The organism is Halomonas sp. SS10-MC5, from assembly GCF_015992245.1.
In the GTDB taxonomy this organism is placed as follows: Bacteria; Pseudomonadota; Gammaproteobacteria; order Pseudomonadales; family Halomonadaceae; genus Halomonas; species Halomonas sulfidoxydans.
Genome location: NZ_CP065435.1, coordinates 2,435,973 through 2,457,250, shown reverse-complemented (window position 1 = coordinate 2,457,250; position 21,278 = coordinate 2,435,973). Strand labels below are relative to the sequence as shown.

22 protein-coding genes and 1 tRNA gene are annotated in these 21,278 nt (G+C 66.7%); 17 read left to right on the top strand and 6 right to left on the bottom strand.

Translation table 11 applies throughout. The features are described 5' to 3' along the window. Positions 1 to 39 precede the first annotated feature (39 nt). From I4484_RS11565 to nanR, 4 genes are all read left to right on the top strand, one after another. On the top strand, positions 40 to 582 hold the full coding sequence (locus I4484_RS11565; protein WP_197447453.1) for a TRAP transporter small permease: 543 nt from the start codon (positions 40 to 42) through the stop codon (positions 580 to 582). A 30-nt stretch (positions 583 to 612) separates the two neighbouring features. Next, a complete protein-coding gene (locus tag I4484_RS11560) occupies positions 613 to 1,992 on the top strand; it encodes a TRAP transporter large permease (RefSeq protein WP_197447452.1) in 1,380 nt (459 codons plus the stop codon). A gap of 21 nt (positions 1,993 to 2,013) precedes the next feature. Then, a complete protein-coding gene (locus I4484_RS11555) occupies positions 2,014 to 3,084 on the top strand; it encodes an Ldh family oxidoreductase (RefSeq protein WP_197447451.1) in 1,071 nt (356 codons plus the stop codon). Positions 3,085 to 3,167: 83 nt separating this feature from the next. Beyond that, positions 3,168 to 3,884, top strand: a complete 717-nt coding sequence (nanR, locus tag I4484_RS11550) for a transcriptional regulator NanR (protein WP_197447450.1) — start codon at positions 3,168 to 3,170, stop codon at positions 3,882 to 3,884. A 25-nt stretch (positions 3,885 to 3,909) separates the two neighbouring features. Here nanR and I4484_RS11545 read toward each other — a convergent pair whose 3' ends face one another. From I4484_RS11545 to kduD, 4 genes are all read right to left on the bottom strand, one after another. Continuing rightward, positions 3,910 to 5,550, bottom strand: coding sequence for a UxaA family hydrolase (locus I4484_RS11545; RefSeq protein ID WP_197447449.1), 1,641 nt, complete (start codon positions 5,548 to 5,550; stop codon positions 3,910 to 3,912). A gap of 22 nt (positions 5,551 to 5,572) precedes the next feature. Continuing rightward, a complete protein-coding gene (locus tag I4484_RS11540) occupies positions 5,573 to 6,433 on the bottom strand; it encodes an ureidoglycolate lyase (RefSeq protein WP_197447448.1) in 861 nt (286 codons plus the stop codon). Between the two features lie 43 nt (positions 6,434 to 6,476). Further along, on the bottom strand, positions 6,477 to 7,226 hold the full coding sequence (locus tag I4484_RS11535; protein ID WP_197447447.1) for an SDR family oxidoreductase: 750 nt from the start codon (positions 7,224 to 7,226) through the stop codon (positions 6,477 to 6,479). 158 nt (positions 7,227 to 7,384) lie between these two features. Next, positions 7,385 to 8,137, bottom strand: coding sequence for a 2-dehydro-3-deoxy-D-gluconate 5-dehydrogenase KduD (kduD, locus tag I4484_RS11530; RefSeq protein WP_197447446.1), 753 nt, complete (start codon positions 8,135 to 8,137; stop codon positions 7,385 to 7,387). Between the two features lie 287 nt (positions 8,138 to 8,424). Here kduD and I4484_RS11525 point away from each other — a divergent pair. Then, positions 8,425 to 8,501, top strand: a tRNA-Pro gene (locus tag I4484_RS11525). Positions 8,502 to 8,596: 95 nt separating this feature from the next. On the opposite strand, the gene I4484_RS11520 is transcribed toward I4484_RS11525, so the two are convergent. Next, on the bottom strand, positions 8,597 to 8,959 hold the full coding sequence (locus tag I4484_RS11520) for a hypothetical protein (protein ID WP_197447445.1): 363 nt from the start codon (positions 8,957 to 8,959) through the stop codon (positions 8,597 to 8,599). 189 nt (positions 8,960 to 9,148) lie between these two features. Between I4484_RS11520 and I4484_RS11515 the strand changes: the two genes are divergently transcribed. From I4484_RS11515 to I4484_RS11495, 5 genes are all read left to right on the top strand, one after another. Then, on the top strand, positions 9,149 to 9,322 hold the full coding sequence (locus I4484_RS11515) for a DUF2970 domain-containing protein (RefSeq protein WP_197447444.1): 174 nt from the start codon (positions 9,149 to 9,151) through the stop codon (positions 9,320 to 9,322). 178 nt (positions 9,323 to 9,500) lie between these two features. Further along, complete coding sequence (gene coxB / locus I4484_RS11510) at positions 9,501 to 10,619, top strand: cytochrome c oxidase subunit II (RefSeq protein WP_197447443.1); 1,119 nt, start codon at positions 9,501 to 9,503, stop codon at positions 10,617 to 10,619. A gap of 75 nt (positions 10,620 to 10,694) precedes the next feature. Beyond that, positions 10,695 to 12,332 carry a cytochrome c oxidase subunit I gene (gene ctaD / locus I4484_RS11505; protein WP_197447442.1) on the top strand — a complete coding sequence of 546 codons (1,638 nt, stop codon included), beginning with the start codon at positions 10,695 to 10,697 and terminating at the stop codon, positions 12,330 to 12,332. 37 nt (positions 12,333 to 12,369) lie between these two features. Continuing rightward, the gene (locus I4484_RS11500) at positions 12,370 to 12,963 is read left to right on the top strand and encodes a cytochrome c oxidase assembly protein (RefSeq protein WP_197447441.1); all 594 of its coding nucleotides are present in this window, start codon (positions 12,370 to 12,372) and stop codon (positions 12,961 to 12,963) included. Continuing rightward, positions 12,960 to 13,817, top strand: coding sequence for a cytochrome c oxidase subunit 3 (locus I4484_RS11495; protein ID WP_197447440.1), 858 nt, complete (start codon positions 12,960 to 12,962; stop codon positions 13,815 to 13,817). Before I4484_RS11500 ends, I4484_RS11495 begins: the two co-directional genes overlap by 4 nt. 16 nt (positions 13,818 to 13,833) lie before the next feature. On the opposite strand, the gene I4484_RS11490 is transcribed toward I4484_RS11495, so the two are convergent. Next, complete coding sequence (locus I4484_RS11490; protein WP_197447439.1) at positions 13,834 to 14,031, bottom strand: DUF2909 family protein; 198 nt, start codon at positions 14,029 to 14,031, stop codon at positions 13,834 to 13,836. On the opposite strand from I4484_RS11490, the gene I4484_RS11485 reads away from it, so the two are divergent. From I4484_RS11485 to thrS, 7 genes are all read left to right on the top strand, one after another. Next, positions 14,030 to 14,785, top strand: a complete 756-nt coding sequence (locus I4484_RS11485) for an SURF1 family protein (protein ID WP_197447438.1) — start codon at positions 14,030 to 14,032, stop codon at positions 14,783 to 14,785. The genes I4484_RS11490 and I4484_RS11485 overlap by 2 nt on opposite strands. 12 nt (positions 14,786 to 14,797) lie before the next feature. Continuing rightward, positions 14,798 to 15,346 carry a hypothetical protein gene (locus tag I4484_RS11480; RefSeq protein ID WP_234283485.1) on the top strand — a complete coding sequence of 183 codons (549 nt, stop codon included), beginning with the start codon at positions 14,798 to 14,800 and terminating at the stop codon, positions 15,344 to 15,346. Between the two features lie 75 nt (positions 15,347 to 15,421). Further along, positions 15,422 to 16,498: a heme A synthase gene (locus I4484_RS11475; protein ID WP_234283486.1), complete on the top strand. Its 1,077-nt coding sequence runs from the start codon at positions 15,422 to 15,424 to the stop codon at positions 16,496 to 16,498. A 7-nt stretch (positions 16,499 to 16,505) separates the two neighbouring features. Then, complete coding sequence (cyoE, locus tag I4484_RS11470; protein ID WP_197451009.1) at positions 16,506 to 17,429, top strand: heme o synthase; 924 nt, start codon at positions 16,506 to 16,508, stop codon at positions 17,427 to 17,429. A 180-nt stretch (positions 17,430 to 17,609) separates the two neighbouring features. Next, the gene (locus tag I4484_RS11465; protein WP_197447437.1) at positions 17,610 to 18,077 is read left to right on the top strand and encodes a DUF2489 domain-containing protein; all 468 of its coding nucleotides are present in this window, start codon (positions 17,610 to 17,612) and stop codon (positions 18,075 to 18,077) included. A 248-nt stretch (positions 18,078 to 18,325) separates the two neighbouring features. Then, the gene (locus I4484_RS11460) at positions 18,326 to 19,021 is read left to right on the top strand and encodes an OmpA family protein (RefSeq protein WP_197447436.1); all 696 of its coding nucleotides are present in this window, start codon (positions 18,326 to 18,328) and stop codon (positions 19,019 to 19,021) included. Between the two features lie 310 nt (positions 19,022 to 19,331). Beyond that, a complete protein-coding gene (thrS, locus tag I4484_RS11455) occupies positions 19,332 to 21,230 on the top strand; it encodes a threonine--tRNA ligase (protein ID WP_197447435.1) in 1,899 nt (632 codons plus the stop codon). Positions 21,231 to 21,278 lie beyond the last annotated feature (48 nt).

The following is a 21,278-nucleotide window of genomic DNA, read 5'->3' as shown; positions in this document are numbered from 1 at the left end:
CGTCCCGCCGCCAGCGGGGCGGTGCGCCGGGAGCGCGCCATGTCTGACGATACCCTGCCACCCGAGGCGGGCAGCATCGACCCCGTCGAGGCGGACGACTTCGACTACAAGGCGTACGGCTGGGAGGACTGGCCGACGCTGGTGATCTTCTGGGTGCTGGCCTGCGTGGTGTTCCTGCAATTCTTCAGCCGCTACGTGATCGGCAGCTCGGTGGGCTGGACCGAGGAGATCGCCCGCTACCTGCTGATCGTGGTGGGCTTCCTGGGCAGCGCCATGGCCGCGCGCAAGAACTCCCACATCGCCGTGGAGTTCTTCTATCGCTACATGCCGGGTGACGTCGGCCGGGCGATGTCGATGCTGGTGGATGTCGGCCGCAGCGTCTTCTATGCCGCGGGCGTGTGGATCAGCTACGGCCTGGCGGCCAAGACCAACGCGATGATGGTGTCGATCGACGTGCCCAAGGACGTCATCTACTACATCGTGATGGTCGGCTTCATGCTGATGCTGGTGCGTTCGCTGCAGGTGACGGTCCGCCACTGGCGCGAGGGCGAGAGCGAGCTGACCACGGCGAAGGACCGATGATGACGACGACAAGCTACCGGAGAGTGCGCCATGCCTGAGCTATCGAGCGCGCAGCGCAAGGGGGCGGTCGTGCCGCCGCTGATCATCGCCTTGGCGGTCGCCTTCTGCGTGCTCATGGCGGTCATGGGCTACTACCTGACGTTCCTGTTCGCCGCCATGTTCACCATGCTGGTGATGGGCTTCCCCATTGCCGTCAGCCTGGCGGGCTCGTGCCTGCTCTATGTGTACCTCACCGGCCGGGTGCCCGACATCGTGGTCGCGCATCGCATGATCAACGGTATCGACAGTTTCCCGCTGCTGGCGATCCCGTTCTTCATCCTGGCCGGCAACCTGATGAACCATGGTGGCATCACCACCCGGATCTTCGACTTCGCCCGTGCGCTGATGGGCTGGATGCGCGGTGGGCTGGGGCACGTCAACGTCGGTGCCAGCATCGTGTTCTCGGGCATGTCGGGAGCGGCGGTGGCCGATGCCGGTGGGCTCGGCACCATCGAGATCAAGGCCATGCGCGACGCCGGCTACGACCAGGAGTTCGCGGTCGGCATCACCGCGGCCTCGTCGACCATCGGCCCGATTATCCCGCCCAGCCTGCCGATGGTGATCTACGGTGTGATGGCCGGTGCCTCGGTGGGGCAGCTGTTCGCCGCCGGCCTCATCCCGGGGCTGCTGATGGGCGCGAGCCTGATGATCATGATCGCCATCCTCGCCCGGCGGCGCGGCTACCCCCGCGATGCCTCGTTCTCCCCGAGGCTGGTGTGGCAGACCTTCAAGCGTGCCTTCCTGTCGCTGCTGACGCCGGTGATCATCGTCGGCGGCATCATCTCGGGGGCCTTCACGCCGACCGAATCGGCCATCGCCGCGGTGGTCTATGCGCTGATCCTCGGCACCGTGGTCTACCGCATCCTGACCTGGCGGCGGCTGCTCAAGGTCAGCATGGAGACCATCGAGACTACCGCCGTGATCCTGCTGATCGTCGCCGCAGCCTCGATCTTCGCCTGGATCCTGACCAGCAACCAGGTCACCCGCCATGTGATGGAGCTGCTGGGGCCGTTTTCCGACAACCCCATCGCCATCCTGCTGCTGATCAACCTGGTGCTGATCGTGGTCGGCTGCTTCATGGAGACCATCGCCGCCATCACCATCCTGGTGCCGGTGCTGCTGCCGCTGGCCGTGAACGCCGGCGTCGACCCGGTGCACTTCGGCGTGATCATGGTGCTCAACCTGATGATTGGCCTGCTGACCCCGCCGGTGGGCATGGTGCTCTACGTGCTCTCGCGGGTCTCGAACATCTCCTTCGAGAAGTGCATGCGCGGCACGCTGCCGTTCCTGGTGCCGCTGGTGATCGCGCTGCTGCTGGTGACCTTCATCCCGGCCATCTCGATGTGGCTGCCCACGCTCGTGTATCGCTGATCCGGTTGTTGAGGAGTGTCGATGTCCCGCACTTTCGAGCCCGCCGCACGGGTTGCCGCTGCGGCCCTGGAGACCTTCATGCAGAGCGCACTGGCCCGCTGCGAGGTCGACGAGGCGTCGTGCCTGGCGGTAGCCCGGGCCCTGGTGACCGCATCGCGCATGGGCACCGACAGCCATGGCCTGCGCCTGCTGCCGCACTACGTGCGCGCCGTGCAGGGGGGGCGCATCCACCCACGCCCGGCCATGCGCTTCACCCGGCGCCTGGCAGGAACCGGCTACCTCGATGCCGAGGACGGCTTCGGCCACCTGGCCGGCTATACCGCCATCGATCACGCCATCGCCATGGCCGACGAAGTCGGCATCGGGGCGGTGGCGGTGGGCCGCTCCTCGCACTTCGGCGCGGCGGGCTGCTACGCCCTGGAGGCGGCCGAGCGCGGCTACGTGGGGCTCGCGGTGTGCAACGCCGATGCCCTGGTCAGCCTGCACCACGGCCAGGGCCCGTTCCACGGCACCAACCCCATCGCCTTCTCCGCGCCGGTGCCCGGACAATCGCCCTATCTGCTCGACATGGCGACCAGCTCGATTCCCTGGAACCGGGTCCAGCAGTATGCCGCCATCGGACGCGAACTGCCGCCCAACGTGGTGGTCGATGCGGCGGGGCGGCTCACCACCGATGCCGCCCTTGCCGCTTCGCTGCTGCCGCTGGGCGGCGCCGACTTCGGCTTCAAGGGGGCGGGGCTCGCCGGCATGGTGGAAGTGCTCAGCGCGACCCTGACGGGCATGGTGCATGGCTTCCGCATGCTGCCGATGGGCGGCGAGGACATGAGTACGCCGCGCGGCGTGGGCCACTTCTTCCTGGTCATGCGCCCCGATGCCTTCGTCGAGCGCGAGGTCTTCGATCGCGGCATGCTGGCTTACCTGGCGGACCTGCGCGCGCAGGCCGCCCTGGCGGGCGAAGAGGTGCTGGCGCCCGGTGACCGCGAGTGGCGCTGCCAGGCAAATCGCGATGCCGAGGGCATTCCGCTCGATTCGGCCAACGTGGCGGCCTATGCCGAGCTGGCCGAGCGGCTCTCGATCGCGCCGTTGATTTAGGTCTCCGGCGGTTGCCGAGGATGCAGTAACATAACGGCCAGGCCCGCACTGGGCCCGGATTGGCTGGCCAGGAGTTGCATTGCATGAGTCGATACAAGGTGGAGCGCAAGACGCTGTCCGAGCAGGTGGCCGAGCAGCTCGAGGCGGAGATCCTCGAAGGCCGGCTGAAGGAGAACGACCAGCTACCCTCGGAGCGCGAGCTGATGGAGCAGTTCGGCGTCGGCCGGCCCGCGGTACGCGAGGCGCTCTTCCATCTGCAGCAGCTGGGGCTGATCGCGATCAACAGCGGTACCCGCGCGCGGGTGATCCGGCCCACCGCCGAGGCGGTCATGGCGCGGCTTTCGGGGGTCACCCGCCAGTTGCTCTCCAAGCCCGATGGCCAGCAGTACTTCCAGGAGGCGCGGGCGATGTTCGAGATCTCGCTGGCGCGCTACGCCGCCCGCCATGCCGGCGCGGAGGATCTCCAGCGCCTGCGCGACGCCCTGGCCGACAACCGCGCCGCCATCGGCGACGAGGCGCGCTTCAAGCGCTCCGACAACGACTTCCACGGCGTACTGGCGAGCATCGGCAAGAACCCCATCTTCGATGCCATTCACGTGGCGCTCTCCGAGTGGCTCGACGATCGCCGCGCCCAGGTGCTGCAGCAGAAGGACGAGGACAAGGCGGCGCTGGCGGCCCACGAGGAGATCGTCGCGGCCATCGAGTCGGGCGATCCCGACGCCGCCGAGACGGCGATGCGCCGACACCTCGACCGGCATTATGGGACCTATATGAAGCTCAAGAAACGTCTATCCGAGTGATGATCTGCTGCGCGTCGGCTGGGGGTTATAAAGAGACGCCGCGCTTCCAGGGAATAAAATCATACTGCGCCAAGCCCACTGCCTTGGGCATGTAGCGCCCCGAGGCGGTGTCGATGCAGAGCCGCAGGAGGGCGTCGGCCAACTCCCCGATGCTCGCTTCGCCGCGGATGATCGACCCGGCATCGAAGTCGATGACGTCGGCCATGCGGGCCGCCAGCTCGCTGTTGCTGGCGATCTTCAGCACCGGGGCGACCGGGTTGCCGGTGGGCGTGCCGAGCCCCGTGGTGAACAGGATCAGGTTGGCCCCGGAACCGGCCAGCGCGGTGGTCGATTCGACGTCGTTGCCCGGGGTGCAGAGCAGGTTGAGACCGGCTCGCGTCTGCGGTTCGGTGTAGTCGAGCACGTCCACCACCGGGCTGTCCCCGCCTTTCTTGGCCGCGCCGGCGGATTTCATGGCGTCGGTGATCAGGCCGTCGCGGATGTTGCCGGGAGAGGGGTTCATCGAGAAATCGGCGCCGACCCGGGCGGCGTGGCGCTGGTAGGCTTCCATCAGTGCCTGGAAGCGTTCGGCCACGCCGTCGTCGCGGCAGCGCGCCATCAGCTCGTGCTCGACGCCGCACAGCTCGGGAAATTCGCTGAGAATGCCGCTGCCGCCCAGCGCTACCAGGCGGTCGACCACCGCGCCCACCAGCGGGTTGGCCGAGAGTCCCGAGAAGCCGTCGGAGCCACCGCACTCCACCCCCAGCGTGAGCGCCGAGAGCGGGGCGGGCGCACGCGTTACGCCGTTGGCCATGGCCAGACCGTCGAAGATGGTGGTCAGGGCGTCGCGGATCAGGGCTTCCTCGCTCGCACTCGCCTGCTGTTCCAGGTAGTGGACGGGGCGCAGCCCGCGCGGGTCGCGCTCGGCGACGGCGGCCCTGAGCATCTCGATCTGCGCCTTCTGGCAGCCCAGGCTGAGCACCGTGGCACCGGCCACGTTGGGGTGGCAGATGTAGCCCGCCAGCAGCTGGCACAGCGCCTGGGCGTCGTCGTCGGTGCCGCCGCAGCCGAGGGTGTGGGTAAGGAAGCGGACCCCGTCGACGTTGGGAAACGGCCGCTCGCGGGCGGGCGCGGCCTGCTCGCCGGCGCGCTCGCCGTGCAGCAGTGCGCGGGCCATGCGCTTGTAGTCGCGATAGGGGTCTTCGCCCAGCGCATCGGCGACGCACTGGCGCAGCACCTCGATGTTGCGGTTCTCGCAGAACACCAGCGGCACCACCAGCCAGACGTTGGCCGTGCCGACCTTGCCGTCGGGGCGGTGGTAGCCCTCGAAGGTGATGCCGGCGAAGGCCGACACGTCGGGGGCATGCCATTCGCCGCGCCTGGCCTGCGGCACGCTGGTGGCGGTGCTGTGCTCGGTATTGTCGACGCTGATGGCGGTGCCGGCCGGGATGGGGCGCGTGGCCCGCCCCACCGTGACGCCGTACATGATCACGGCATCGCCGGCGTCGAGGTCGGTGAGGCTGAACTTGTGCTTGTGGCGCACCGGCTCCGCCAACCGCAGCTGCCGACCCTCATCGTCGACCAGGGTGCCGGGTGCCAGGTCCTTGAGCGCCACGCGCACGTTGTCGGCGGCATGAACGCGCAGGCTGTCCAGTGAGCCGTTGCTGCTGGCAATGGTGTCGCTCATCTCTGGGCTCCGGGGGCAGGGCTCATGCCGGGGTGATGTCCGACTCGGCGATCACTCGTTGGGTCTGGGTGCCGAGCCCCTCGACGCCGAGGCGCATCTGCTGACCGGGCTGCAGGTAGACCGGCGGCTTCTGGCCCATGCCCACGCCCGGCGGGGTGCCGGTGGAGATGACGTCGCCCGGCTGCAGGCTCATGAAGCGGCTCAGGTAGCTGATCAGGTACGGAATGCGATAGACCATGGTGCGGGTGGAGCCGTCCTGGTAGCGCCGGCCGTCCACCTCCAGCCACATCGCCAGCTCGTGGGGGTCGGCCACTTCGTCCGGGGTGACCAACCACGGGCCGAGCGGGCCGAAGGTGTCGCAGCCCTTGCCCTTGTCCCAGGTGCCGCTGCGCTCGAGCTGGAACTCGCGCTCGGAGACGTCGTTGACCACGCAGTAGCCGGCCACGTGCTCCATGGCATCGGCCTCGTCGACGTAGCGCGCCTGCTTGCCGATGACCACGCCGAGCTCGACCTCCCAGTCCGTCTTCTGCGAACCGCGGGGGATGATGACATCGTCGTTGGGGCCGCAGATGGCGCTGGTCCACTTGGCGAAGACCACCGGCTCGGGGGGAACCTCGGCGCCGGTCTCGGCGGCGTGGTCGGAGTAGTTGAGGCCGATGCAGATGAACTTGCCCACGCGACCCACGCAGGGGCCGAGCCGGGTGTCGGCGGCAACTTCCGGCAGGCGCGCGGGATCGATCGCGGCCAGCTCCGCCAGGCTGCTGCGCCCGAGGCGGTGGCCGTGGAGGTCGTCGATATGGGCCGAGAGGTCGCGGATCACGCCATCGGCGTCGAGCAGGCCGGGTTTTTCGTGGCCCCTGGGGCCGAAGCGCAGCAGTTTCATGTCGTCTCCTCTCTATGAAGTTCAGCCCGAGTTCGGCTCGGATTCAGATCAGCCAGCCGCCGTCGATGATCTGGGCGGTGCCGGTGGTATAGGCAGACTCGTCCGCGGCGAGATAGGTGGCCAGGGCGGCGATCTCCTGCGCCGTGCCGAGCCGCCCGAGCGGCTGGCGGGCGAGGAATTCCGCCTGTACGTCGGCCTCGGGTCGACCCTGCCGGCTGGCCTGGTCGCGGATACGCTGGCGCAGCGAAGGGGAGTCCACGGTGCCGGGGCAGATGGCGTTGCAGCGGATACCCTGGTCGATGTAATCGGCGGCGATCGATTTCGTCAAGCCGATCACCGCGGCCTTGGTGGTGCCATAGGCGCAGCGGTTGGGCACGCCCTTGAGGCTCGAGGCCACCGAGGCCATGTTGATGATGCTGCCGCCGCCGTTGCCGATCATGGCCGGCAGCAGGGCGCGGGTCAGGCGCATCATGGCGGTGACGTTGAGCGCCAGAGACAGCTCCCAGTCGCTGTCGCTGCCGTCGAGCAGCGAGCCGTTGGCGACGAAGCCGGCGCAGTTGAACAGCACGTCCACTGGAGGCAGTTCACCGGCAAGGGAGTCGATGGCGGACGCATCCAGCACGTCCAGGCGGCGGGGTTCGATACCGTCGATGCCCGCCAGGTCGGTGAGCTTGCCGGCATCGATGTCGGTGGCGATGACGCGGGCCCCCTCGGCGGCGAAGCGCTCGGCCGTCGCCCGCCCGATCCCTTGCCCGGCAGCGGTGATCAGCGCCGTCTTGCCGCGCAGTCGCATAGCGGTTCCTCGTGGTCGTTGACCGCCGTCTCGCTGTCGTTGCGTTGACGGCATGGGGCCAGCATCGAGGCATGTGGTATGACAGGATACTAGCCTGACGTTCATCCCGATTATGGCCCAGCCCCGGCGAAATGCAACTTGGCGCCGAGGCGCAGCGATCAGCGGGCGAGCCAGCCGCCATCGACCGCAAGGGCATGCCCGTTGACGTAGCCGGCGGCATCGGAGCAGAGGAAGATCACGGCCCCGGCGAGATCGTCCGGGGTGCCCCAGCGGCCGGCGGGAATGCGGCCGAGGATCTCGGCGCTGCGTTCCTCGTCCTCACGCAGCGCCTGGGTGTTGTCGGTGGCCATGTAGCCCGGGGCGATGGCGTTGACGGTGATGCCGTGGGCGGCCCACTCGTTGGCCAGCAGGCGGGTCAGCCCGAGTAGGCCGCTCTTGCTGGCGGTGTAGGAGGGCACGCGGATGCCGCCCTGGAAGGAGAGCACCGAGGCGACGTTGACGATACGCCCCGGCGCCTTGCGCTCGACCAGGCGGCGGGCGACCTGCTGGCTGAGGAAGAAGGCGGCCTTGAGGTTGACGTTCATCACCTCGTCCCAGTCCGCTTCGGTGAACGCCAGGGCCGGGGCGCGCCGGATCGTGCCCGCATTGTTGACGAGAATGTCGACGCGGCCCAGGTCGGCGATGGCCCGGTCGACGATCTCCTCCGCCGGGTCGTGGCCCAGCCGGGCCTCGAGATTGACGTAGCGGCGCCCGAGGGATGCGATGCGCTCGCGGGTCTCCTCGGCGGCGCGGCGATTGACGCCGACGATGTCGGCGCCGGCCTCGGCCAGGGCCACGGCAATGCCCTGGCCGAGGCCCTTGTTGCAGCCGGTGACCATGGCGACCCGTCCTTCCAGTGAAAAGCGTGTCATGCGGCTCCTCCCTCTGCGTAGTGATGGGTGCAGGGGAGAAGATAGCGCCGATCCCGCCCGAGGGGCGAGGCCGTCGACGGCCGGCTCCCTCCCCGGCGGCGGCGGCGAGCGCCGCCGGCCGGCCCGGTGTCCAGCCAACCAACTGAAAGGAAAGTACAAAAGGGACTTTCCATTTGTCCCTGAACGCGCTAGTATACGCCTCGTTCTCGGGGCGCCGGCAGGGCCGGTCAGCGCGGGAATGATCGAATATCGCCAGGCCGCCTGGCGGCGATTCGGTCAGCAAATGTCGGAGCGTGGCGCAGCTTGGTAGCGCGCTGCAATGGGGTTGCAGAGGTCGCAGGTTCGAATCCTGTCGCTCCGACCACTCGATTCGAGAAAAACCGCCACTGACGGATCATTCCGGGTGGCGGTTTTTCGTTTCGGCCAGCCTGTTGTCATGTGCCATACGGGCTGGCCCGCTCAGATCTCTTCCCAGATACGACGCCGGAATTCCTGGGGAAGAATCGCTACCTGCTTGAGCCGCTCCATATGATGGTCGGCAACCTCGCGGGCGATTTCCTTATAGCACTCCTGCATCTTTTCCGGATCGGCGCCGTGGGTCTCGTAGCAATGGTTGAGTTGCTCGCCGGCAGCCGAAAGGGCGGCAAAAAAGCGCGCCTCCTGCTGCAGCATCTCGCAAGTGCACTCCATCCAGGCAAGCTGGAAGCGTGTCACCGGGGCAAAGCCCTGCATGCACTGTTGCGACCACCATTCGATCATGGGTTGTGAAGCGCCGAACGCAGGGGTATGACTGTGAGGGTGGGAAGGGGTCGTGCTGGCCATGGGGTGAAAGCTCCAATCGAAGGGTAACCGGGGGTGTGCGATAGTGGTTTTGAGTGTAGTCCACGGCCGGCACGGTCTACAGGTTTTTTGCTGCGCTGCGTCATGAAATTTTCATCTTTCGAGGGCTTGTCTGTTTGCCCTCCATTCATGGCATGCTGCAACAAGGCGAGCGGCAGAGGGAGCTTGGTCATGTGGGAAGTCGTCAAATCCGTCCTGGCCGCCTTTCTTGGCGTACAGCGTGAGCAGCAGCGGCTGAAGGACTTCGAAAAGGGCAACCCGATCGCCTTCATCGTCACCGGCATCGTGCTGGGGGCCGTGCTGGTGGGGTTGATTGCCCTGGTGGCCACGCTTGCCGCAGGCTGACGACGCCGGCGTTGCGTTGATTGGCGCGTTAGCCAGAAGGCTTAGGCCAAGGCAGTGACTTTCGAGATGAGATCTCTATACTCGATGAAGAAGCGGCTAATGTTCTCAGGAGGAGAACCCCCGTTCCCTGACCTTCGGGGTTGCCGTTCCGACACAACTACAACTTCGGGAGGCGTCGATGCGCACTCTGCTCGTCTGGTTGGCAGGGGGCTTGGCCCTTGTCGGCTCGAGCCAGGTGGCTCTGGCTAACGGCTGGAACATGCCCGTTGGGGTCTCGAGCCTCAGCGGCGAAATCTACGGCCTGCACATGACCATCTTCTGGATCTGCGTGGTCATTGGCGTGGTCGTGTTCGGGGTGATGTTCTATTCCCTGTTCAAGTTTCGCCACTCCAGGGGGGCCAAGGCCGCCAACTTCCACGAGAACACCACCGTCGAGGTCATCTGGACCATCGTGCCGCTGTTGATCCTGATCGGCATGGCGGTGCCCGCCACGGCGACGCTGCAGAAGATCTACGACCCCTCCGAAGCCGAGCTGGACGTGATGGTCACCGGCCAGCAGTGGCGCTGGCGCTACGAGTATCTCGGCGAGGACGTCTCCTTCAATTCCAACCTGGCCACCCCCAGGGCGCAGATTCGCGGCGAGGAGCAGCGCGGCGAGCACTACCTGCTCGAAGTCGACGAGCCGCTCGTGCTGCCGATCAACCGCAAGGTCCGTTTCCTCTTTACCTCCGACGACGTCATGCATGCCTGGTGGGTGCCCGAACTCGCCGTCAAGCAGGATGCCATCCCCGGCTTCGTCAACGAGAACTGGGTGGAGATCCAGGAGCCCGGTATCTACCGCGGGCAGTGTGCCGAGCTGTGTGGCGTCGACCACGGCTTCATGCCGGTCGTCGTCCAGGCGGTCGAGGAGGAGGAGTTCGACACCTGGCTGGCCGAGCGCAAGGAGGCCGCGGCCGAGGAAGCCATGGGCATCGACCGCGAGTGGGAGATGGACGAATTGATGGAGCGCGGCGAGGGCATCTACGGCAGCATCTGCGCCTCCTGCCACCAGCCCGAGGGTCAGGGGTCACCGCCCGCCTTCCCGGCCCTGGCCGGCAACGAGCAGCTCATCTCGGACAAGGACTGGCACATCACCACCGTGATGAACGGCGTGTCCGGCTCCGCCATGCCGGCGTTCCGCAACACGCTCAACCCTGTCGAACTGGCCTCGGTGCTCACCTTCACGCGCAACGCCTGGGGCAACGATACCGGTGAAGTGGTTCAGCCCGCGGAGATCGCCGAACGGCTGGAGGAGTGACGGCAGGCACGGCGTTGGCGCCGTGCCACCCCGACTTGCCGCGCTATAACAAGACAATGTTCATGGAGTAGTCCGATGGCCCCGAAGGTACCTCCTCAACCGACGCTAGAGCAGAGCAGCACCGCCGCGGAAGCCGGGCATGGACATGCCCACCATGCCCCGCCGAAGGGCATCCTGCGCTGGTTGCTGACCACCAACCACAAGGAGATCGGTACGCTCTACCTGATCTTCTCGCTGACGATGTTCTTCATCGGCGGCATCTTCGCGCTGGTGGTGCGACTCGAGCTGTTCCAACCCGGCCTGCAGTTCGTCAGGCCCGAGTTCTTCAACCAGATGACCACCATGCACGGCCTGATCATGGTCTTCGCGGCGGTCATGCCGGCCTTCACCGGGTTGGCCAACTGGATGATCCCGCTGCAGATCGGTGCGCCCGACATGGCCCTGCCGCGACTCAACAACTTCAGCTTCTGGCTGCTGCCGGTGGCCTTCTGCCTGCTGCTTTCGACGCTGCTGATGCCGGGCGGCGGGCCGAACTTCGGCTGGACCTTCTACGCGCCGCTGTCGACCACCTACGCACCGCCGTCGACGACCTTCTTCATTCTCTCCCTGCACATCGCGGGCATCAGCTCGATCCTGGGCGCGATCAACATCATCGCCACCATCCTCAACATGCGCGCCCCCGGCATGCGCCTGATGGACATGCCGCTGTTCGTCTGGACCTGGCTGATCACGGCGTTCCTGCTGATCGCGGTGATGCCGGTGCTGGCCGGTGTGATCACCATGATGCTGATGGACATCAACTTCGGCACCAGCTTCTTCAATGCCGCGGGCGGTGGCGACCCGGTGCTGTTCCAGCACCTGTTCTGGTTCTTCGGCCATCCCGAGGTCTACATCATGATCCTGCCGGCGTTCGGCATCGTCTCGGCGATCATCCCGACCTTCTCGCGCAAGCGCCTGTTCGGCTATGCCTCAATGGTGTACGCCGTCGCGGCGATCGCCATCCTCTCGTTCGTGGTGTGGGGCCACCACATGTTCGCCGTGGGGATGCCGCTGGTCGGCCAGCTGTTCTTCATGTACGCGACCATGCTGATCGCGGTGCCCACCGGGGTGAAGGTGTTCAACTGGGTGGCGACCATGTTCCGCGGTTCGATCAGCTTCGAGCCGCCGATGCTGTTCGCCCTGGCGTTCGTCGTGCAGTTCACCATCGGCGGCTTCTCGGGGCTGATGCTGGCCATTGCACCGGCCGATTTCCAGTACCACGACACCTACTTCGTGGTGGCGCACTTCCACTACGTGCTGGTGCCGGGCGCGATCTTCGCGATCCTGGCCGGGGCCTACTACTGGCTGCCGAAGTGGACCGGGCACTACCCCAATGAACGTCTGTCGCAGTGGCACTTCTGGCTCTCGGTGATCGGCGTCAACCTGACCTTCTTCCCCATGCACTTCTCGGGGCTGGCCGGGATGCCGCGGCGTATTCCCGACTACGCGCTGCAGTTCGCCGACTTCAACCTGGCGTCGTCGCTCGGGGCCTTCATCTTCGGCTTCTCCCAGCTGCTGTTCGTCGCCGTGATCGTGCTCTGCGTGCGCGGTGGCAGGAAGGCGCCGGCCCAGGCCTGGGGCGAGTACGCGACCGACCTCGAGTGGAGCGTGCCCAGCCCGGCACCGCTGCACACGTTCGAGACGCCGCCGACCTTCGAGCGCCCGGCCCACTGAGGCCGGCCGGTCGGCGCCGGGCGAGGAGGAGTGACGCATGAGCCGCAACGAGACTGAAGCGCGCCAGGCAGGGGTGCGGCGTACGGTGTGGCGCACCGTGGCGGCGCTGGTCGGCATGTTTGCCTTCGCCTTTGCGCTGGTGCCGATGTACGACGCCTTCTGCCGGCTGACGGGCATCAACGGCAAGGTGGACACCACTGCCCGGGCCATCGTCAACGAGGAGGTCGATGAATCGCGCATGGTGACCGTGCAGTTCATCACCCGCAACGGCACCGGGCTGCCCTGGCGCATGGAGGCGGAAACGCGCCAGGTGCGGCTCCACCCGGGGCAGACCTCCGAGGTCAACTTCATCTTCCGCAACCAGAGCGATGCCGAGAGCTGGGGGCGCGCGGTACCCAGCGTCTCGCCATCCAGCGCCACGCGTCACGTACGCAAGACGAGCTGCTTCTGCTTCGAGGAGCAGCAACTGCAGGCGGGCGAACGAATCGAGCTGCCGCTGGTGTTCCAGCTGGCGCGCGATCTTCCCCCCGAAGTTCATACCGTCACCCTGGTCTATACCCTCTATCCCGTCGAGGGCAAGCAGGAGCCGCTGCAGGTGGCCGTGCAGACCAAACAAGGAGAAGAGGCATGAGTGGCAGTTACTACGTACCCGCAACGAGCAAGTGGCCGGCGCTGGGTTCCCTGGCTCTCGGCGTGATGATGGTCGGCATCGGCATGCTGCTGGTCCATGGGCGTGGCACGGTGGTCGTGGCGATCGGCCTGGTCGGCGTGCTGGCGGTCATGGCGCTGTGGTTCCGCGATGTGGTGAACGAATCTCGCAGCGGCCTCTACGATGCCCAGATGGATCGCTCCTTCCGCTGGGGGATGGGCTGGTTCATCTTCTCCGAAGTGATGTTCTTCGCCGCCTTCTTCGGCGCGCTCTTCTACGTGCGGACCTTTGCCCTGCCGTGGCTGGGCGGCGAGGGCACCAAGGGCGCCACGGCGCTACTGTGGCCGGAATTCACCGCGCACTGGCCGCTGCTCAGCCCGCCCGACTCCTCGGTGGCCGGGCCCGCCCAGGTCTTCAGCCCGTGGCAGCTGCCGCTGGTCAATACCCTGATCCTGGTGTCGTCGAGCATCACCCTGACCGTGGCTCATGAGGCGTTGAAGGAGGGCCACCGCAAGGTGTGCCGCAACTGGCTGGCCGGAACCGTGCTGCTGGGGCTGTGCTTCATCACCATCCAGGCCGTCGAGTACTACGAAGCCTATGCCCACTACGGCATCACCCTGCAGGCCGGCATCTACGGCGCGACCTTCTTCATCCTCACCGGTTTCCACGGGCTGCACGTCATCATCGGCACGATCATACTGATGGTCATGCTGGTGCGGATCATGCGGCGCCACTTCACCCCGGAGGAGCACTTCGGCTTCGAGGCGTCGAGCTGGTACTGGCACTTCGTCGACGTGGTCTGGGTGGGGCTGTTCATCTTCGTCTACGTCTTCTGATGGCGGCGGCCCGGGTTCATGCCTCGCCCAGGCCGCCGAAGAAGAAGCCGTAGAAGAGCAGGGCGATCAGCAGCGCCGCGAGGGTGACGCGAACCTTCAGCGAGATCAGCAGGCGGCGGGACTGGCTGTCGTCGCGCAGCAGGAAACCGACGCCGGCTGCCAGGCTGGCCAGCATGGCCAGGAACAGAACGGCGATCAGGGTCTTGAGAAACATGGGGCACTCCATCGAAGGTCAGGGAGCCAAGGCAGGCGGGAGGCCGACGCCGCGTCTGCTCGGGGGGCGGCTGGGCCTGTGGTACCTGCTCTGGTCGTTGTTGGTGACTGTGGGGCTGTGCCTCGGACTATGGCAGTGGGAACGGGCCGACGACAAGCGCCGCTACCTGGCCCGGCTCGACGCGGCGCCAACGCTGGAGTCACCCAGCGAGATGCCGCCGGAGGGCGCCCGCCTGACCCTGCGCGGCGAATACCTGGCCCAGGAGACCCTGTTTCTCGACAACCGCACCCACGAAGGGCAGCTCGGCGTGGCCGTGCTCACGCCGCTGCGCGACGAGGCGGGGCGCCTGTGGCTGGTGCAGCGCGGCTTCCTGCCCACGGGCCCGAGCCGCGAGACGCCGACCGCCGCGACTCCCGCGGGCGAGGTGCGCGTGCACGGGCGTTGGCAGGCCGCCGGGGACGGGCCGCCGCTGTTCGGACCGAACCGTGAAGGCCAGCGCCTGCAGCGCATCGACCTCGCAGAGTGGGACCTGCCGGGGGGCTTCGCTCACCCGGGTTGGCTGCATCTCGAGGAGGGGCCGGGGCGGCTGGCGCCCTGGTGGCAGCCCAGCGTGGTGCCGCCCGGGCGGCACGTCGGCTATGCGGTGCAGTGGTGGGGGCTGGCGCTGGCAGCGCTGGCGGTGATGCTCATCGGGGGGCGCCGACTGGCCAGCGAACGGCGGGCCGGTCGCGATGCCCCGGGCAGCGACAACTAGCGGGAGATCTTCGTGCAGCACGCAATGAACGTACAACGCCAGCGCCTCAAGCTGTTCGCCCTGATCGCGGTCTTCGCCCTGCCGATGGTGACGGCCTGGGTCATGGTGCAGTGGCGCATCGGCATTCCCGAGCAGCGCACGGCGCACGGCGAGCTGGCGCCCGCCGTGCCGGTGCTGGCGGAGTGGCCGCTGGAGGAGCGCCATGCGACGCTGGACGGCGGCGACTGGATCCTGGCGTTCGACTGTAGCCGCGACTGCAGCGCCGAAGCGGACCGCTGGTGGCGCATGCACCGTGCGCTGGGGCGGGAAGCGCCGCGCGTCAGCCGGCTGCGGATCGGCGGGACGCCGGAGGCCCTGCCGGGTGAAACGGTGACCCAGTGGCGGGAGCGTCCCGAGTGGCAGGAGCCGGGCGACATCTGGCTGCTCGACCCCGAAGGGCGGGCGGTCCTGAGTTACGCGAAGGGGGTGTCGCAGCGCGACGTGTTCGACGATCTCGGCCACCTGTTGAAACGCAATCCGGACCGGCGTGCGGTGACCCAACTGGACGGCGAGCGACACTGAGCGGCCCTCCCGCCTGGCGGCCAGAAAGTCCCTATGACAAGGTACCGGTACATGACAGGAACCAGGACGTCGGACATGCAGGATGCCCCCATCCCAATGATGCTCGAGGCCTCGCATTCGCGCCGCCTGCGCTGGCTGCTGAATCTCAGCCTGCTCGGCGTCGTCTTCACCACGGTCGTCGTGCTGATCGGCGCCTGGACGCGGCTGGTCGATGCGGGGCTCGGCTGTCCCGACTGGCCGGGATGCTACGGCGGCCTGGTGGTACCGGACGCCGAGCGCGCCATGGCCCATTCGCCGGATGCACCGCTGGAGGCGTTCAAGGCCTGGGTCGAGATGATCCATCGCTACCTGGCCTCGACGCTCGGCCTGCTGGTGATCGCGCTGCTGGCCCTGGGGGCCGGCCTGCGGCGCCGCGCCGGCTACCCGTGGGTCATCCATCTGGCGCTGCTCGCGGTGATCCTGCTGCAGGGTGCCTTCGGCGCCTTCACCGTGACGCTCAAGCTGTGGCCGCAGGTGGTGACGCTGCACCTGCTGGGTGGACTCACGGTGTTGCTGCTGTTCCTGTGGCTGCACCTGGGCCTGCGCCGGTTTGCCAAGGGGCATGCGCCAGGAGCGCCGAGGCGTCGCCTCACGCCGCTGTGGGGGGTAGCCATTGTGCTGCTGGTGCTGCAGCTGGCGCTGGGGGGCTGGGTCTCCAGCAACTATGCCGGCATCGCCTGCCAGGGGTTCCCGACCTGCAACGGCCAGTGGTGGCCGGCGATGGACTGGAGCGAAGGCTTCCACCTGACCCAGACGGTAGGGCCGAACTACCTGTATGGCCAGCTCCACGCCGATGCCCGCACCGCCATCCACCAGGGGCACCGCATCGGCGCGCTGCTGCTGGGGCTGGCGCTGCTGACGCTGGCGCTACGCCATTGGGCGAACGCGCGCATGCGACCCTGGCTGGCGGGCCTGGTCGTCGCCTATGTTGTGCAACTGGGGTTGGGCATTGCCAACGTTCTGCTGTGGTTGCCGCTGTGGTTGGCGCTGCTGCACACGGCCGGGGCCGTGGCACTGGTCATGCTGCTGACGATCACGGTATGGCGCTGGCGGGAGACGGCCATCGAGGCCGTGGGTTCGACACGACGAGACAAGGAGTGGGTGAATGGCTAACGCGCTGATGAAGCGGGCGGGTGTGAAGCGCGTATTGCTGGCCCAGTGGGAGGCGTCCGACTGGAGCTGGCAGGACCTGCTCACACTATGCAAGCCCAGGGTGGTGGTGGTGATGCTGGTGTGCGCGCTGGTGGGCATGGCGCTGGCGACACCGACGTTGCCGGCACTGGCCACGGTCGTGTATGGGCTGGCCGGAATCGGCATGGCCGCCGGCGGGGCCGCGGCGTTCAATCACGTGGTCGATCGCCGGCTCGATGCGATGATGCTGCGCACCTCGCAGCGCCCCCTGGCGAGCCGGCGCATGCCGACGGCCCTGGCGCTGGCCTGGGCGTCGCTGCTCTCGGTGGCCGGCATCAGCCTGCTGCTGTGGCAGGTCAATGCGCTGACGGCCTGGCTGACGCTGGGCTCGTTGATCGGCTACGCGCTCATCTATACGGCGTTCCTCAAGCGCGCGACGCCGCAGAACATCGTGATCGGCGGCGTGGCCGGTGCGGCGCCCCCCATGCTCGGCTGGACGGCAGTCACCGGGCACCTGGGGCCGGAGCCGCTGTTGCTGGTGCTGATCGTGTTCGCCTGGACGCCGCCGCACTTCTGGGCGCTGGCGATCCACAAGCGCGACGAGTACGCCCGGGCCGGGGTGCCGATGCTGCCGGTGACCCACGGCGAGGCGTTCACGCGGCTGCAGGTATGGCTCTACGGCTGGCTGACCGTGGCCGTGACGCTGCTGCCGTTCGCCATCGGCATGAGCGGTGCCGTCTACCTGGTCGGCGTCATGGCGCTGAACCTGCGCTTCATGTACTGGAACTGGAAGGTCTGGCGCGGCGCGGACCCCCAAGCCCCGCTGGCGGCCTTCTGGTTCTCGATCCGCTATATCCTGGGCGTGTTCGGCGTGCTGTTGCTGGATCACTACACCGGCTTCTGGGTCATGTAGCGGTCGCTTGCCGAAGCATGAGGAGGGCCCCGTCGGGCCCTCTTCGCGTTCAGGGGGGGACTGTCGGCCTGACTCAAGCCAGCGCGACAATTCCTTACCATCGGAAGCGTGGTCGGGGCCTGTGTCCGCGTTCCGCTTGCGTTACAATTGCGCGGATCATTTCGTCAGCCGGGAGATTCGATGACGACGACAACGGCATGGATCCTGCTCGGCCTGGGCTTGGCCATCGTGGCCGGCCTGGCCGCCTATGCCTTCACCCTGTGGCAGGAGGTGAGGCGACGGCAGGTCTTTCACGAGGAGGAGCTTCGCCGCGCCCACGAGAACTGCCTGGCCAACCTCGAGATCGTCGCCTCGTCACTGCTACAGGAGCAGGTGGACGTCACCGAGGGGGCCTGGCGCTGCAAGCTGCTGCTCGACATCCTCGACCCCAGCCTGATCGAGAGGCCCGGTTTCCAGGCCTTCGGTGAGGTTTACGCCCGCACCCGGCACCTGCATACTCACTCCGCGCGCAAACAGCTTGCGCCGCGCGAGCGGATGCGTGAGGACCGCGAGCGCCTCGAGGTCGAGGCGGAGTGGCGTCAGCCGGTACTGGCGGCGGCGGAAGAGATCCTGAGGTTTCGCCGTGCCTGGCCGGACGGCCTGCATTGAAGCTATACAAACACTTTACACCAAGGTATGTTGGCGGCGTCCGGCGCACTTCACCAAGCTACTTATTGGCCATTGGACGGGTTTTTTCTGGCAAAATTCGCCACAATGGTCAACGAATGGAGTGTGGCGGCGCTTTGAGCAAGGCCAATAAAGGCCTACACTTGAAGCCGTTGGGTCAATGAGTGTCCTGACCTTCGGGGAGTTCGCTTCTGCATAGCCCCGAGATGAAATCAAGAAGGAGTCTTGCAATGAAAAAATCAACGACTGGCTTGCTGTTGGGTTCTGCACTGGTGATCGGCCTCTCCGGCTGTGCCACCGATTTCCAGCGCGGTGGTGACCGGGCGGGTGGCACGTCCACTGCCTCGAGCGGAAACGCCTGGTACCAGCAGCCCGTGGTCTGCGGTATCGCGGGTGGCTTGGTCGGCGGCAGCATCGGCTATGCGACCAGCGGTGAATCCGACGAGGAACAAGGCGCTGCGACCGGTGCGGTGGCCGGTGCCGCGATTGGCGGCCTGCTGTGTGCCGACCGCTCACCCGAGCCCGAGCCGGTGGCTGAGCCGATGCCCGAGCCCGAACCCGAGCCCGCGCCGGTAACCGAGTTCGAGCCCGTGACGCTGGATAGCGAAGTCACCTTCGCCTTCGACTCCGCCGAGATCCGCCCCGGTGCGCATCAGACCCTGGATCAGGTGGCTCGCACTCTGCGTGACAACCCCAACCTGCGCGTACGCATCGAAGGCCATACCGACCACATTGGTTCGGCCCAGTACAACCAGGACCTGTCCCAGCGTCGCGCCGATTCCGTTCGCGACTTCCTGGTGTCTCGCGGCATCGCCGAGAATCGCATGACGACTCGCGGCTTTGGCGAAGAGCAGCCGATCGCGACCAACGAGACCGACGAAGGTCGCGCTCAGAACCGTCGCGTCGAGATCCTGAACTGGGATTGATCGCGGCTTCCACCGGGCCCAGCGCCCGGTGAACGGCGCAGCAACAGGGGCACCTCCGGGTGCCCCTGTTGCGTTTGCGCCGGCGGGTCGACATGTGCCATGGCGCAGTCGGGCCCGATTCTGTTAGTCTTGTCGGCTGCCGCGACGTGTGGCGGGGCCGGCTGGTACGGCACCCGTATCGCCCAGGGTAGTGGGTGGGCTGCACGCTTCGTCGGCCGACGACGTTTTTGCTTCGCCATCAATTTTCGTACTGCTATCAACCGCGACATGTGATCCCTGGTATGGATCACCACTGCGCAAAGGACGCTTCATGCCCATCGTGACCCTGCCGGACGGCAGCCAGAGAACCTTCGACGAACCCATTAGCGTGATGCAGCTTGCCGAGTCCATCGGCCCCGGTCTGGCCAAGGCCTGCGTGGCCGGCAAGATCGACGGCGTGCTGGTCGATGCCGCCGACCTCATCGAGCACGACGCCGAGGTGGCGATCATCACCGCTCGTGACCCCGAGGGGCTGGAGGTCATCCGCCATTCTTGCGCCCACCTGATCGGGCACGCCGTCAAGCAGCTCTATCCCGAGGCCAAGATGGCCATCGGCCCGGTGATCGAGGACGGTTTCTACTACGACATCGACTTCGGCCGCTCGGTGACGCCGGACGATCTGGCCGCCATCGAGGAGCGCATGAAGGCGCTGATCGACAGCGAGTACGACGTGGTGCGTGAATACGTCGATCGCGACAAGGCGATGGTGACCTTCCTGCACCGTGACGAGCCCTACAAGCAGGAGATCATCCGCGAGATCCCCGAAGGCGAGACCATCCGCCTCTATTACCACAAGGAATACACCGACATGTGCCGGGGCCCCCACGTGCCCAACACCCGGCACCTGAAGGCGTTCAAGCTGACCAAGCTGGCCGGTGCCTACTGGCGCGGCGATGCCAGCAAGCCTATGCTGACCCGCATCTACGGCACCGCCTGGGGCGACAAAAAGCAGCTCAAGGCCTACCTGCAGCGTCTCGAGGAGGCCGAGAAGCGCGACCACCGCAAGCTGGCGCGCAAGCTCGACTACTTCCACATGCAGGAAGAGGCGCCGGGCATGGTGTTCTGGCACCCCAAGGGGTGGACGCTGTGGCAGATCGTCGAGCAGTACATGCGCAACGTCTACCGCGAGGGGGGCTACCAGGAGATTCGTTGCCCGCAGATCATGGACGTCTCGCTGTGGAAGAAGTCCGGCCACTGGGACAACTACGCCGAGAACATGTTCTTCACCGAGTCCGAGAAGCGTGAGTATGCGCTCAAGCCGATGAACTGCCCGGGGCACGTCCAGGTCTTCAATTCGGGCCTGCGCAGCTACCGCGAGCTGCCAGTGCGCTACGGCGAGTTCGGCGGTTGCCATCGCAACGAGCCGTCGGGGGCGCTGCACGGCATCATGCGCGTGCGCGCCTTCACCCAGGACGACGGGCACGTGTTCTGCACCGAGGCGCAGATCGAGCCCGAGGTGACGGCGTTTCATCGCCAGGCGCTGAAGGTGTATCGTGACTTCGGCTTCGAGGACATCGCGGTCAAGATCGCCCTGCGGCCCGACAAGCGGCTGGGCGGCGACGACGTCTGGGACCGCGCCGAAGCCGCGCTGCGCGGGGCGCTCTCGGCCTGCGAGGTGGAGTGGGAGGAGCTGCCCGGCGAGGGGGCCTTCTACGGCCCCAAGATCGAGTACCACATGAAGGATTGTCTCGGCCGCGAGTGGCAGGTCGGTACCATGCAGGTCGACTTCATGATGCCGACCCGCCTTGGCGCCCAGTACGTGACCGAAGAGGGGGATCGCAAGCCCCCGGTGATGCTGCATCGCGCCATTGTGGGCTCGATGGAGCGTTTCATCGGCATCCTGATCGAGCACTACGCCGGGGCCATGCCGCTGTGGCTGGCGCCGGAGCAGGCGGTGGTGATGAACATCACCGACGCCCAGCGCGATTATGCCGTCGCGCTGGAGCGGCGCTTGCAGAAAATTGGCCTGCGAGTCAAGGCGGACTTGAGGAACGAGAAGATCGGCTTTAAAATCCGCGAACATACGTTGCAGAAGGTTCCCTATCTCCTGGTGGTAGGAGATAAGGAAGTCGAAGCCGACTCGGTTGCCGTGCGTACCCGCACCGGCGAAGACCTGGGCACCATGACCGTCGACGCCTTCATCGGGCGGGCGCGGGAAGAAGGTTGGTGAGCACAGGTTGGTAAAGACAGGTTGGTAACGACATCGTCAATTACCGGA

Excerpts from the sequence above, each read along its gene's own strand:
- I4484_RS11565 (WP_197447453.1), top strand. The coding sequence starts at position 40 with ATGTCTGACGATACCCTGCCACCCGAGGCGGGCAGCATCGACCCCGTC.
- I4484_RS11560 (WP_197447452.1), top strand. The coding sequence starts at position 613 with ATGCCTGAGCTATCGAGCGCGCAGCGCAAGGGGGCGGTCGTGCCGCCG.
- I4484_RS11555 (WP_197447451.1), top strand. The coding sequence starts at position 2,014 with ATGTCCCGCACTTTCGAGCCCGCCGCACGGGTTGCCGCTGCGGCCCTG.
- nanR (WP_197447450.1), top strand. The coding sequence starts at position 3,168 with ATGAGTCGATACAAGGTGGAGCGCAAGACGCTGTCCGAGCAGGTGGCC.
- I4484_RS11545 (WP_197447449.1), bottom strand. The coding sequence starts at position 5,550 with ATGAGCGACACCATTGCCAGCAGCAACGGCTCACTGGACAGCCTGCGC.
- I4484_RS11540 (WP_197447448.1), bottom strand. The coding sequence starts at position 6,433 with ATGAAACTGCTGCGCTTCGGCCCCAGGGGCCACGAAAAACCCGGCCTG.
- I4484_RS11535 (WP_197447447.1), bottom strand. The coding sequence starts at position 7,226 with ATGCGACTGCGCGGCAAGACGGCGCTGATCACCGCTGCCGGGCAAGGG.
- kduD (WP_197447446.1), bottom strand. The coding sequence starts at position 8,137 with ATGACACGCTTTTCACTGGAAGGACGGGTCGCCATGGTCACCGGCTGC.
- I4484_RS11520 (WP_197447445.1), bottom strand. The coding sequence starts at position 8,959 with ATGGCCAGCACGACCCCTTCCCACCCTCACAGTCATACCCCTGCGTTC.
- I4484_RS11515 (WP_197447444.1), top strand. The coding sequence starts at position 9,149 with ATGTGGGAAGTCGTCAAATCCGTCCTGGCCGCCTTTCTTGGCGTACAG.
- coxB (WP_197447443.1), top strand. The coding sequence starts at position 9,501 with ATGCGCACTCTGCTCGTCTGGTTGGCAGGGGGCTTGGCCCTTGTCGGC.
- ctaD (WP_197447442.1), top strand. The coding sequence starts at position 10,695 with ATGGCCCCGAAGGTACCTCCTCAACCGACGCTAGAGCAGAGCAGCACC.
- I4484_RS11500 (WP_197447441.1), top strand. The coding sequence starts at position 12,370 with ATGAGCCGCAACGAGACTGAAGCGCGCCAGGCAGGGGTGCGGCGTACG.
- I4484_RS11495 (WP_197447440.1), top strand. The coding sequence starts at position 12,960 with ATGAGTGGCAGTTACTACGTACCCGCAACGAGCAAGTGGCCGGCGCTG.
- I4484_RS11485 (WP_197447438.1), top strand. The coding sequence starts at position 14,030 with ATGGGGCACTCCATCGAAGGTCAGGGAGCCAAGGCAGGCGGGAGGCCG.
- I4484_RS11490 (WP_197447439.1), bottom strand. The coding sequence starts at position 14,031 with ATGTTTCTCAAGACCCTGATCGCCGTTCTGTTCCTGGCCATGCTGGCC.
- I4484_RS11475 (WP_234283486.1), top strand. The coding sequence starts at position 15,422 with ATGCAGGATGCCCCCATCCCAATGATGCTCGAGGCCTCGCATTCGCGC.
- cyoE (WP_197451009.1), top strand. The coding sequence starts at position 16,506 with ATGAAGCGGGCGGGTGTGAAGCGCGTATTGCTGGCCCAGTGGGAGGCG.
- I4484_RS11465 (WP_197447437.1), top strand. The coding sequence starts at position 17,610 with ATGACGACGACAACGGCATGGATCCTGCTCGGCCTGGGCTTGGCCATC.
- I4484_RS11460 (WP_197447436.1), top strand. The coding sequence starts at position 18,326 with ATGAAAAAATCAACGACTGGCTTGCTGTTGGGTTCTGCACTGGTGATC.
- thrS (WP_197447435.1), top strand. The coding sequence starts at position 19,332 with ATGCCCATCGTGACCCTGCCGGACGGCAGCCAGAGAACCTTCGACGAA.